Source organism: Rathayibacter sp. VKM Ac-2835 (assembly GCF_013266705.1).
Classification (GTDB): domain Bacteria; phylum Actinomycetota; class Actinomycetes; order Actinomycetales; family Microbacteriaceae; genus Rathayibacter.
Window position 1 is genome coordinate 885,912 of the sequence record NZ_JABSNQ010000002.1, and the last position, 11,908, is coordinate 897,819.

Genomic DNA, 11,908 nt, shown 5'->3' on the forward strand with positions numbered 1-11,908 from the left:
GCTCATCCTCCCACCCGCTCCCCGACGTACCATGCAGGAATGGTCGATGACGCCGAAGCCCGCGAGAACCCGATCGACGAGAGCGCCGTCACGGTCGGCGCCCCGAAGCGGCGGGCGGTCGGCATCCCCGGCGTCGCGCACGCGCTGCAGATCTCGCTCAAGCAGATGGGTCCGCTGCGCAGCGCCGAGACGCTCCTCCGGGTGAACCAGAAGACCGGCTTCGACTGCCCCGGCTGCGCCTGGCCCGAGGCCGACAAGCGGCACGTCGCCGAGTTCTGCGAGAACGGCGCGAAGGCGGTCGCCGAGGAGGCGACGCTGCGCACCGTCACCGCCGCCTTCTTCGCCGCGCACTCGATGACCGAGCTCGAGGGCTGGGACGACTACCAGCTCGGCCAGCAGGGCCGCCTCACCGAGCCGATGCTCCTCGACGAGGGCGCGACGCACTACCGCCCGGTCGGCTGGGACGAGGCCCTCGACGTGGTCGCGGAGGAGCTGCGCGCCTGCGCCGACCCGGACGAGGCGATCTTCTACACCTCCGGCCGCACCTCCAACGAGGCGGCGTTCGTCTACCAGCTGCTGGTGCGCGGCTTCGGCACCAACAACCTGCCCGACTGCTCCAACATGTGCCACGAGTCCAGCGGCTCGGCCCTGACCGAGACGATCGGCATCGGCAAGGGCACGGTCAGCCTGCGCGACGTCGAGCGGGCACCCCTGCTGATCGTCGCCGGGCAGAACCCGGGCACCAACCACCCGCGGATGCTCACCGCGCTCGAGCGGGCGAAGCGAGCGGGCGGCACCATCGTCGCGATCAACCCGCTGCCCGAGGCCGGGCTGCTGCGCTTCGAGAACCCGCAGACCGTCCGCGGGATGATCGGCGGCGGCACGGCCCTCGCCGACCACTTCCTCCAGGTGCGCCTCGGCGGCGATCAGGCGCTCTTCCAGGGCTTCGGCAAGGCGCTCCTCGACGCGGAGGAGGCGCGCGGCGGCGTCTTCGACCGCGCCTTCATCGCCGAGAGCACCGACGGCCTCGACGGCTACCTCGACGAGCTCCGCGGCACCACCTGGTCCGAGATCGAGCGGGCGAGCGGGATCGACGAGGCCCGGATCCGCGAGATCGCCGAGCTGATCGCCGCGAGCGAGGGCACCATCGTCTGCTGGGCGATGGGCCTCACCCAGCACGCCCACTCCGTCGCGACGCTCAAGGACGTCGTCAACGTCCTGCTGCTGACCGGCAGCATCGGCAAGCCGGGCGCGGGCGTCTGCCCGGTCCGCGGCCACTCGAACGTGCAGGGCGACCGCACGATGGGCATCTTCGAGCGCATGCCGGACTCCTTCCACGACGCCCTCGACCGCGAGTTCTCCTTCACCTCGCCGCGCAAGCACGGCACCGACACGGTCGCCGCGATCCGCGCGATGCGCGACGGGAAGGCCCGCGTCTTCATGGGCCTCGGCGGCAACTTCGCCCGGGCGACTCCGGACACCGGTGTCACCGAGGCCGCGATGCGCTCGCTCGCGCTCACGGTGCACGTCTCCACCAAGCTCAACCGCTCGCACGTCGTCACCGGCCGGCGCGCGCTGATCCTGCCGACCCTGGGCCGGACCGACTCGGACAAGCGCGCGACGGGGGAGCAGCGGGTGACGGTCGAGGACTCGATGAGTGCCGTGCACGCCTCCCGCGGGCGGCTCGCCCCGCCGAGCACGGTCCTGCAGTCCGAGGTGGCGATCCTCACCGGGATCGCGGAGCGCCTGCTCGCCGACCGGCCGAACACCCCGGTCGTCGACTGGGCGGCGCTGCGCGAGGACTACCGCCTCATCCGCCGGCACATCGCCGCGGTCGTCCCCGGCTTCGAGGACTTCGAGCGCCGCGTGAACGAGCCCGGCGGCTTCGTCCTGCCGAACCCGCCGCGCGACGAGCGCCGCTTCGCCACCGCGACCGGCCTCGCCCGCTTCACCGCGAATCCGCTGCAGTACCCGAAGGTGCCCGAGGGGCGCCTGCTGCTGCAGACGCTGCGCTCGCACGACCAGTTCAACACCACCATCTACGGCAAGGACGACCGCTACCGCGGCGTGCACGGCGGCCGGCGGGTCGTCTTCGTGCACGCCGACGACATCGCCGAGCAGGGCCTCGCCGACGGTGCGATGGTCGACCTGGTCTCGGAGTGGGAGGACGGCCTCGAGCGCCGGGCCCCGTCGTTCCGCGTCGTCGCGTACGACACCCCGCGCGGCTGCATCGCGGCCTACTACCCCGAGACGAACGTGCTGGTGCCGCTCGACTCCACCGCGGCCGTCAGCGGCACCCCGACCTCCAAGTCCGTCGTCGTCCGCCTGGAGCCGGCCGCCTGACCCGTCGGCCGCCCAGCGGCCGGCTCGCCCTCACGCTGGTCGAGCAGCCGCGGAGCGGCGTATCGAGACCCGCCCCGCCAGCAGTCCGGTCCCGCTCACCACGGCAGCGCCAGCAGCCGCACCGTCTCACCCGCCCCGCTGCCGCCCGACGGGACGACCGCGACCGCCTCCGCCACCGTCAGCCCCGAGAGCATGTGCGAGCGGATCCCGTGCACCGCCCGCCAGACGCCGTCCGCCTCGACCACCGGCACGAGCACGGTCGACCCGGCCCGCCCGAGCGGCTCGCCGAGCACACCCCGCCGCAGCGCGGACGCACCGGCCCGGCTCGCCGCATCCAGTGCCGGCGGCAGGAACGACAGCGCCGCCAGGAACGCCGCGAGCGGATTCCCGGGCAGCGCCAGCACGACCGCCCCGTCGGGCAGCACCGCGATCAGCGTCGGATGCCCCGGCCGCATCGCGACCCCGTCGACCAGGACGGTCGCTCCCGCGAGCCCCAGAGCTCGCCGCACCGCGTCGGCACGCGAGCGCCCGGTCCCGCCCGTCGTGACCCGCAGCGGAGCCGTCGTCGCGAGCAGCGCGCGGGCGACCGCCTCGTCGTCGTCGCCGAGCCGGGCGACGGAGCCGATCGCACCTCCGCAGCGCGCGACCAGCGGCGGCAGCAGCGGCGTGAACGCGTCCCGGACGCGGCCGGTCCCGGGCATCCCCGCGGTGTCGACCTCGTCGCCGGTGAAGAGCAGGTCGACCGCTGCCGGCCGGCGCACGACGAGCTCGTCGAAGCCCGCGATCGCCAGCAGTGCGAGATGCGCCGGCCGCAGCCGCACCCCGGAGTCGACGAGCGCGGTGCCCGCCGGAGCCTCGTCGCCCGCGCTGCGGATGTGCCGTCCGAGCGGCAGCGGCTGCTCCGAGGAGAGCACCTCGCCGGCCACCAGGCCGCGCTCGCTCGGCAGGACGGCCTCGCACCACTCCGGCACGACCCCGCCGGTCACGATCGGCTCGGCGCTGCCCGGTCCGAGCCGCCACGGCGACGCGCCGCGGATCGCCCAGCCGTCCATCGCGGAGGAGTCGTAGTGGGGGAGCGGCCGCGGCGCGAGCAGGGCGCCCGCCGTGACGCAGCCCTCCGCCTCGCGCAGCGGCACGGTCTCGAGCGGCCCCGGAGCGGTCGCCTCCGCGATCCGCGCGCGGGCGCCGTCCCAGTCGGTCTCGCTCATCCGTCCATTCTGGTCGCGGCGACCGCGCGGGAGCGACGGCGCCGGATCCGCGGACCCGGCGCCGTCGGCGGGATCAGCCGAGGTAGCCGTTCGGGTTCAGCACGAACTTCTTCGCGGCGCCCTTGTCGAAGTCGGCGTAGCCCTGCGGAGCCTCGTCCAGCGTGATGGCCGTGGCCTGCACCGCCTTCGCGATCTGCACCTTGTCGTGCAGGATCGCCATCATCAGCGAGCGGTTGTACTTCATCACCGGGCACTGGCCGGTCGTGAAGGACAGCGACTTCGCCCAGCCCAGCCCGAGGCGGATCGAGAGCGAGCCCTCCTGCGCGGCCTCGTCCACTCCGCCCGGGTCACCGGTGACGTAGAGCCCCGGGATGCCGAGCGCGCCGCCCGCCGCTGTGATCGACATCAGCGAGTTCAGCACCGTGGCCGGCGCCTCGGTGCCCGAGTCGGCTCCGTTGCCGTGCGCCTCGAAGCCCACCGCGTCCACACCGCAGTCCACCTCCGGCACGCCGAGGATCTGCTCGATCTGCCCGGCCGGGTCGCCCTTCGAGACGTCGACGGTCTCGCAGCCGAACGAGCGCGCCTGGGCGAGCCGCTCCTCGTTGAGGTCCGCGACGATCACGACGGCCGCGCCGAGCAGCTGCGCACCGACGGCCGCGGCGAGCCCGACCGGGCCCGCTCCCGCGACGTAGACGGTCGAGCCGACCCCGACGCCCGCGGTGACCGCGCCGTGGAAGCCGGTCGGGAAGATGTCCGAGAGCATCGTCAGATCGAGGATCTTCTCCAGCGCCTGGTCGCGGTCGGGGAAGACGAGCAGGTTCCAGTCCGCGTAGGGGACCATCACGTACTCGGCCTGCCCGCCGACCCAGCCGCCCATGTCGACGTAGCCGTAGGCGCTGCCCGGGCGGTCGGGGTTCACGTTCAGGCAGATGCCGGTCTTGCGCTCCTTGCAGTTGCGACAGCGGCCGCAGGCGATGTTGAACGGCACGGAGACGATGTCGCCGACCTTGACGAACTCGACGTCCGGCCCCACCTCGACGACCTCGCCCGTGATCTCGTGCCCGAGGACGAGATCGGCGGGGGCCGTGGTGCGCCCGCGGACCATGTGCTGGTCCGAGCCGCAGATGTTGGTCGAGACGGTGCGGAGGATCGCGCCGTGCGGCAGCTTCCTGCCGATGTTCGCCGGGTTCACGCCCGGTCCGTCCTTCAGCTCGAAGGTCGGGTAGTCGATGTCGATGACCTCGACGACGCCGGGGCTCTTGTAGGCGACGGCTCTGTTGCCTGACATGCGGTTCTCCTTCACGGGATGCGACCGCGGTGCGTGAGCGCCCGCGGGAGCCGCGCCGCGATCGTCCGGAGGAGGGCCGCGGCGTCGAGGCTCGAGCGAACCGTACGCCCAAAGCCTGGTGCCGGATCGAGGGGGAGGGAGTAGCGTCTCAGGATTCGTGCGTTCGCATGCGAATGGTCTCGAGCGACGTCCGCACCGCCGCGTCGATCGCCGCCCGGTCGCCACCCTGCAGGCCCGCCGCGTAGCCGGCGAGGAACGTCGTCAGCGGAGCGGCGGGCCGCACCACGCCGTGCGCCGCGTCGCCGGCCAGGGAGAGCAGGGCGTCGCGCTCGACCGGAACGTCGGCGAGCCCGAGGGCGGCGCTCAGCTCGTCCCACCAGGCGGCGAGCACTGCGGCGGTGTCCTCGCGGGCGCCGTCGCCCTCGCGAGAGTCGGGGGAGGAGGGAGAGGTCTCGTTCGTCTCGTCGGTCACGCGTTCATTCTGGGCCCGGCAGGCGATCCGCATCCGGCACTCGTCTCCCGTCCGGCACGCAGATGCCGTGGCGGAGGGCGTCCGCGGGATCGTCGACGTCCGCGGTCGATCCGGCCGGCACCTCGACGAGCACCACGGCCAGCCCGCCCAGCAGCGCGCGGACGGAGGCGCCGTCCGCCTCTGGCAGCCGCTCGACCGCGGCCGTCAGCGCGTGCCGGCGGTGCAGGCCGAGCAGGAGCTGCGCGCGGCCGTCCTCGTCGACGGCGAGCAGGGCGTCGGTCGCGGGATCCGCGGCGGCGGCCCTCGCCCGCAGTCGATCGAGGGCGGGGGCCGGATCGACGAGATCGGCGGCGACGACGGCGATCCAGTCGGGAGCGCCGGTCCGCGCGAGCAGGGGCAGTGCCGCGGCGAGACCGGCGACCGGTCCGCCGAACACGGGCTCCTCCTGGACGAGGAGCGCGGATCCGACACCGCCGCGGAGCAAGGAGGGCCCCGCGACGACGATGCTGCGCGCCTCGGCGACCGCCGCGAGAGCGTGCGCGAGCAGCGTCGAGCCGTCGTGCTCGAGCAGGGGCTTCGCGGCGCCGCCGAGGCGCTCGCCGCGTCCTCCGGCGAGGACGACGGCGTCGAACGGGGGAGTGCTCGGGCGGCCTGTCACGGGCTCGAGGCTACGGGAGGCGGCGGCGTCGGCGACCAGCGTCCGGTGTCGGAGGTCGCGGCTACTCTTGTCGGGTGGTAGCAGCCCTGTATCGCCGGTACCGGCCGGAGACGTTCGCCGAGATGATCGGCCAGTCCCAGGTGACCGATCCGCTCATGACGGCGCTGCGCACCAACCGCGTCAATCACGCGTACCTCTTCAGCGGCCCGCGCGGCTGCGGCAAGACGACGTCGGCGCGCATCCTCGCCCGCTGCCTCAACTGCGCCCAGGGCCCGACGGACACGCCGTGCGGCGTCTGCGACAGCTGCGTCGAGCTCAGCCGCGACGGCCAGGGCTCGCTCGACGTGGTCGAGATCGACGCCGCGAGCCACAACGGCGTCGACGACGCGCGCGACCTGCGTGAGCGCGCGATCTTCGCCCCGGCTCGCGACCGCTTCAAGATCTTCATCCTCGACGAGGCGCACATGGTGACGCCGCAGGGCTTCAACGCGCTGCTGAAGATCGTCGAGGAGCCGCCGGAGCACGTGAAGTTCATCTTCGCGACGACCGAGCCCGACAAGGTCATCGGCACGATCCGCTCGCGCACCCACCACTACCCGTTCCGGCTCGTCCCGCCCGCGCAGATGCTCGACTACACGCAGGAGCTCTGCGAGCGCGAGAAGGTGGGCGTCGCCGCGGGCGTCCTCCCGCTGGTCGTCCGCGCCGGCGGCGGCTCGGTCCGCGACACCCTGTCCCTGCTCGACCAGCTGATGGCCGGCTCCGAGGACGAGACGGTCGAGTACGAGCGGGCGGTCGCGCTGCTCGGCTACACCCACGGCGCCCTGCTCGACGAGGTCGTCGACGCGCTCGCCGAGCACGACTCCGCCGAGGCGTTCGGCGCGGTCGACCGCGTCATCCAGACCGGCCAGGACCCGCGCCGCTTCGTCGAGGACCTGCTCGAGAGGCTGCGCGACCTCATCGTCGTCGCGGCCACCGGCGGTGCGGCCTCCGCGGTCCTGCGCGGCGTCTCCCAGGACGAGCTCGACCGCATGGCCGGCCAGTCGCGCGCCCTCGGACTCGGCGAGCTCTCGCGCATCGCGGACATCGTCAACGACGCGCTCACCGAGATGACGGGCGCGACCTCGCCGCGCCTGCACCTCGAGCTGATGATCGCGCGCACCCTCGTGCACGGCGCGGGCACGGCGGCCGCCCCGGCGCCGACGCGGCCGGCGGCCGACTCCCGCGCTCCGGGGTCGCGCGCGCCCGAGTCCCGTGCCGCTGCATCCCGCGCACCCGAGACGCGCGCATCCGACTCGCGCATGCCCGAGCCGCATCTCCCGTCGCACGCCGCGACGCCGGAGTCGGTCCCCGAGTCGATCGCCGCGGCCCCCCGCGTCGAGACACCGGTCGTCTCCGCCGCGTCGGTCGACGCCGGCTCCGGCTCGGCCGGGGCGCCCTCCGCGCCCGACGCCGTCGCGGGTGCCGCCGCCGACGCGACTTCCGCCGACTCCGCTCCTGCCGACTCCACTCCCGCCGCCTCGACTCCGTCCGGCACCACGGCTCCGCCGTCGGCCGCGCCCGCTGCGGCGCCCCATCCCTCCGCGGCGGACGAGCCCGGCGGCGTCACACTGCAGCGCATGAAGGACAGCTGGCCCGAGATCCTCGAGGTCGTGCAGAAGGCCCGGATGACGGCCTGGCTCGTCGCCTACACCGCGCAGGTGCGGGCGCTGAAGGACGACGTCCTCACCCTCTCCTTCCCCAGCCAGAACGACGTCGACTCGTTCAAGATGGCCGGCAGCGCCGGTCAGCCGGGAGTGAGCGAGCACCTGCGCCAGGCGATCCAGCAGGTCCTCGGACTCCGGGTCAAGTACATCGCCCGCGTCGAGCCGCGCGCGACCGCGCCCGAGGCCGAGCGCGCGGCCGTCGAGGCGACACCGCCCGCCGCCGTCGAGCAGCCCGCTGCGGCGGCCGCCCCGAGCGACCCCGACGAGTGGGCGACGGTCGCCATCCCCGCCGATCCGGCTCCCGCCGAGGTCGCCGCCGAGCCCGCGATCGAGACGGTCGTCGCTCCCGAGCCGACCGACGTCCCCGTCCTCGCCCCGTCGCCGCGCTCCGCCCCGGTCGTCCCCGCGCAGGAGCCCCCGGTCCGCCCGGCCGCCGCGTCGGCCGGCCCCTCGGACGACGAGCCGCCGTTCGACGAGGAGCCGCCGGAGGAGGACATGCCGCCGGTCGAGCCGCCGATGCCCGACTCCTGGGCCGTGGTCGCCCCTCCCGGCGAGCCGACCGCGCCCCCGGCCCCCGCCGCTCCTGCCCCGGTCCGCGCCCGCGAGCGACCCGAGCCGGCGCCCCGCCCGGTGACCCGCACCACCCGCTCGGCCACGGCCGACGGCCGTCAGCGCTACGGCGAGGCGGTGGTGCGCGAGATCCTCGGCGCCCAGTTCATCGAGGAGCAGCCGCACGTCCCCCGCGGTCCGCGGGTGACCGGCGGATGACCGTCGTGCCGCTCCTCGCTCCCGCACTCCTCACCCCCGAATCCGCTCCCCGAGAGGAGGCGCCCGCATGTACGAAGGCATCGTCCAGGAGCTGATCGACGAGCTCGGCCGGCTCCCCGGCATCGGCCCGAAGTCGGCCCAGCGCATCGCGTTCCACATCCTGCAGACCGAGACCTTCGACGTGACGCGTCTCGCCGAGATCCTGCTGGAGCTGCGCAACCGCGTGCACTTCTGCGACATCTGCGGCAACGTCGCGGAGGAGGCGACCTGCGGCATCTGCCGCGACCCCCGCCGCAGCCGCGCCGTCATCTGCGTGGTCGAGGAGGCGAAGGACGTCCCCGCCATCGAGCGCACCCGCGAGTTCCGCGGGCAGTACCACGTGCTCGGCGGCGCGATCAGCCCGATCGACGGCATCGGCCCCGACCAGCTCCGCATCCGCCAGCTGCTGCAGCGCCTGGCCGACGGCGAGGTGCAGGAGGTCATCATCGCGACCGACCCCAACCTCGAGGGCGAGGCCACCGCGACCTACCTCTCCCGCATGCTCAGCACCCTCGGCATCCGGATCACCCGCCTCGCCTCCGGCCTCCCCGTCGGCGGCGACCTCGAGTACGCCGACGAGATCACCCTCGGCCGCGCCTTCGAGGGCCGCCGCCTCGTCGAGAACTGACGCCGAGCCGGCGGTCCGGGCGGCCTCGCCGCAACATGACCCCTCGCGCATGCGGCCGCCGGTAGACTCCTGCGTCGGGTCGCCACGGCCCGAGCCACTGACCCGGGAGTAGCGCGTGAGCCTGATCGTCCAGAAGTTCGGCGGGTCCTCCGTCGCCGACGCGGAGAGCATCAAGCGGGTCGCGAAGCGCATCGTCGCCACGAAGCAGGCGGGCAACGACGTGGTCGTCGCCGTCTCCGCGATGGGCGACACGACCGACGACCTGCTCGAGCTGGCCCACCAGGTCACGCCGATCCCCGCCCCGCGCGAGCTCGACATGCTGCTCTCCTCCGGCGAGCGGATCTCGATGGCGCTGCTCGCCATGGCGATCAAGAGCATGGGCTACGACGCCCGCTCCTTCACCGGCAGCCAGGCCGGCATGATCACCGACGCCCAGCACGGCGCCGCCCGCATCGTCGACATCACCCCGGTGCGCCTGCGCGCCGCGCTGGACGAGAACGCGGTCGTCATCGTCGCCGGCTTCCAGGGCTTCAACCGCGACACCAAGGACATCACCACCCTCGGCCGCGGCGGCTCCGACACCACCGCCGTCGCCCTCGCCGCCGGCCTCGGTGCCGACACCTGCGAGATCTACACCGACGTCGACGGCGTCTTCACCGCCGACCCGCGGGTGGTCAAGAAGGCCCGCAAGCTCGACCGCATCTCCAGCGAGGAGATGCTCGAGCTCGCCGCGGCCGGCGCGAAGGTCCTGCACATCCGCGCCGTCGAGTTCGCCCGCCGTCACGGGGTCACGCTGCACGTGCGCTCCTCGTTCAGCCCCAACGAGGGCACCATCGTCTACAACGCCGTGCCCGGCGAGGACGCCCCCGGAAGCACCGAGAAGAATGGACAGCCCGTGGAAGAGCCGATCATCGCCGGAGTCGCCGCCGATCTGAACGAGGCCAAGATCACCGTCGTCGGCGTGCCCGACATCCCGGGCAAGGCCGCGCAGATCTTCACGATCGTCGCCAAGACCGGCTCGAACATCGACATGATCGTGCAGAACGTCTCCGCCGCCGCGACCGGCCGCACCGACATCTCCTTCACGCTGCCCAAGGCCGACGGCCAGACGGTCCTCACCGCGCTGAACGCCGAGAAGGACGAGGTCGGCTTCGAGTCGCTGCAGTACGACGACCAGATCGCCAAGCTCGCGCTCGTCGGCGCCGGCATGCGCACCAACGCGGGCGTCTCGGCCAAGCTCTTCCGCTCCCTCTACGAGGCGGGGATCAACATCGAGATGATCTCCACCAGCGAGATCCGCATCTCGGTCGTCACGCGCGCCGACACGGTGAACGACGCCCTCCGCGTCGTGCACACCGCCTTCGGTCTCGACGCGGACGACGAGGCCGTCGTCTACGCCGGCACCGGTCGCTGACCGCCGAACGCCCCCGCGATCCTGCCGATCGCACCCTCCGGTCCCCGCGCCTCCTCCGGCGTTCGGTACCGTCTCCGGGGAGCCCGCCCCGGCACCTCCCGCCAGCACCCTCGGTCCGCTCCTCCCGCGAGCGCCGCACGGACGAAAGAGCACAGCATGAGCAGCACCCCCCTCCACATCGGAGTCGTCGGAGCCACCGGTCAGGTCGGCACCGTCATGCGCCGCCTCCTCGAGGAGCGCGACTTCCCGATCGCGTCGATCCGCTTCTTCGCGACCGCCCGCTCGGCCGGCACGACCCTGCCGTTCCGCGGCGAGGACATCGTGGTCGAGGACACCGAGACCGCCGACCCCTCGGGCCTGGACATCGCGCTCTTCTCGGCCGGAGCGACGGGGTCGCGCGCGCAGGCGCCCCGCTTCGCCGCCGCGGGCGCCGTGGTCATCGACAACTCCAGCGCCTGGCGGATGGACCCCGAGGTCCCGCTGGTCGTCAGCGAGGTGAACCCGCACGCGATCGAGCAGGCCGTGAAGGGCATCATCGCGAACCCGAACTGCACCACGATGGCCGCGATGCCGATCCTCAAGGTCCTCGACCGCGAGGCCGGCCTCACCCGCCTCATCGTCAGCACCTACCAGGCCGTCTCGGGCAGCGGGCTCGCGGGAGCGAACGAGCTGGCCGGTCAGGTCCGCGCGGCCGTCGCCGACGAGCACCTGCTCGACCTCGTGCACGACGGCTCGGCGGTCGCCTTCCCGGCGCCGGAGAAATACGTCGCGCCGATCGCGTTCGACGTCATCCCGTTCGCCGGCAGCCTCGTCGAGGACGGACTGAACGAGACCGACGAGGAGAAGAAGCTCCGCAACGAGAGCCGCAAGATCCTCGAGCTGCCCGGCCTGCTGGTCTCCGGCACCTGCGTGCGCGTGCCGGTCTTCACCGGCCACTCGCTCTCGGTCAACGTCGAGTTCTCCGCGCCGCTCAGCCCCGAGCGCGCCCGCGAGCTGCTCGCCGACGCCCCCGGTGTCGCGCTGCGCGAGGTGCCGACCCCGCTCGAGGCCGCCGGCAGCGACCCGAGCTACGTCGGCCGCATCCGCGCCGACGAGGGCGCCCCCGAGGGCCGCGGCCTCGCCCTCTTCATCAGCAACGACAACCTCCGCAAGGGCGCGGCGCTCAACGCCGTGCAGATCGCCGAGCTGATCGCGGCCAAGCAGCCCGTCGCCTGACCCGGCGCGGGTCTCGACACGCCCTCTGCGAGGGCTGCTCGATCAGCATGGAGCGCCCGCCTGCGCCGCGGCGCCCGCATGCTGGTCGAGTAGCCGCGGAGCGGCGCATCGAGACCCACGTGTCCGAGCATCGGCCGCCCCCGCCGACCCCCGACGGGAAAAGCCGTCAATT

At 73.5% G+C, this 11,908-nt stretch carries 9 protein-coding genes; 5 read left to right on the top strand and 4 right to left on the bottom strand.

Features of this window, described 5'->3' with window-relative positions; all coding sequences use genetic code 11:
* Nucleotides 1-39: 39 nt before the first annotated feature.
* Complete coding sequence (locus tag HRK28_RS11910; RefSeq protein WP_173251677.1) at nt 40-2,343, top strand: FdhF/YdeP family oxidoreductase; 2,304 nt, start codon at nt 40-42, stop codon at nt 2,341-2,343.
* Between the two features lie 95 nt (nt 2,344-2,438).
* Here HRK28_RS11910 and HRK28_RS11915 read toward each other — a convergent pair whose 3' ends face one another.
* The 4 genes from HRK28_RS11915 to HRK28_RS11930 all read right to left on the bottom strand — a co-directional run bounded on the left by HRK28_RS11915 (nt 2,439) and on the right by HRK28_RS11930 (nt 5,969).
* Nucleotides 2,439-3,551 carry a molybdopterin molybdotransferase MoeA gene (locus HRK28_RS11915; protein ID WP_160090525.1) on the bottom strand — a complete coding sequence of 371 codons (1,113 nt, stop codon included), beginning with the start codon at nt 3,549-3,551 and terminating at the stop codon, nt 2,439-2,441.
* A gap of 73 nt (nt 3,552-3,624) precedes the next feature.
* Nucleotides 3,625-4,839: a formaldehyde dehydrogenase, glutathione-independent gene (gene fdhA, locus HRK28_RS11920; RefSeq protein WP_123447705.1), complete on the bottom strand. Its 1,215-nt coding sequence runs from the start codon at nt 4,837-4,839 to the stop codon at nt 3,625-3,627.
* Nucleotides 4,840-4,987: 148 nt separating this feature from the next.
* Nucleotides 4,988-5,311: a DUF6457 domain-containing protein gene (locus tag HRK28_RS20580; protein ID WP_160090524.1), complete on the bottom strand. Its 324-nt coding sequence runs from the start codon at nt 5,309-5,311 to the stop codon at nt 4,988-4,990.
* Between the two features lie 4 nt (nt 5,312-5,315).
* Nucleotides 5,316-5,969: an NTP transferase domain-containing protein gene (locus tag HRK28_RS11930; protein ID WP_173251679.1), complete on the bottom strand. Its 654-nt coding sequence runs from the start codon at nt 5,967-5,969 to the stop codon at nt 5,316-5,318.
* Between the two features lie 74 nt (nt 5,970-6,043).
* Here HRK28_RS11930 and HRK28_RS11935 point away from each other — a divergent pair, with 74 nt between their 5' ends.
* From HRK28_RS11935 to HRK28_RS11950, 4 genes are all read left to right on the top strand, one after another.
* The gene (locus tag HRK28_RS11935; protein WP_173251681.1) at nt 6,044-8,440 is read left to right on the top strand and encodes a DNA polymerase III subunit gamma and tau; all 2,397 of its coding nucleotides are present in this window, start codon (nt 6,044-6,046) and stop codon (nt 8,438-8,440) included.
* Nucleotides 8,441-8,507: 67 nt separating this feature from the next.
* Complete coding sequence (gene recR, locus HRK28_RS11940; RefSeq protein ID WP_173251683.1) at nt 8,508-9,107, top strand: recombination mediator RecR; 600 nt, start codon at nt 8,508-8,510, stop codon at nt 9,105-9,107.
* A 115-nt stretch (nt 9,108-9,222) separates the two neighbouring features.
* Entirely contained in the window at nt 9,223-10,521 is a 1,299-nt protein-coding gene (locus tag HRK28_RS11945) for an aspartate kinase (protein WP_160090521.1), read from the top strand.
* Nucleotides 10,522-10,677: 156 nt separating this feature from the next.
* A complete protein-coding gene (locus tag HRK28_RS11950; protein ID WP_160090520.1) occupies nt 10,678-11,736 on the top strand; it encodes an aspartate-semialdehyde dehydrogenase in 1,059 nt (352 codons plus the stop codon).
* Nucleotides 11,737-11,908: the final 172 nt, after the last annotated feature.

What these genes read in the sequence shown, in the direction of transcription:
- HRK28_RS11950 (WP_160090520.1), top strand. Translation starts at nt 10,678, where the DNA reads ATGAGCAGCACCCCCCTCCACATCGGAGTCGTCGGAGCCACCGGTCAG.
- recR (WP_173251683.1), top strand. Translation starts at nt 8,508, where the DNA reads ATGTACGAAGGCATCGTCCAGGAGCTGATCGACGAGCTCGGCCGGCTC.
- HRK28_RS11910 (WP_173251677.1), top strand. Translation starts at nt 40, where the DNA reads ATGGTCGATGACGCCGAAGCCCGCGAGAACCCGATCGACGAGAGCGCC.
- HRK28_RS11915 (WP_160090525.1), bottom strand. Translation starts at nt 3,551, where the DNA reads ATGAGCGAGACCGACTGGGACGGCGCCCGCGCGCGGATCGCGGAGGCG.
- fdhA (WP_123447705.1), bottom strand. Translation starts at nt 4,839, where the DNA reads ATGTCAGGCAACAGAGCCGTCGCCTACAAGAGCCCCGGCGTCGTCGAG.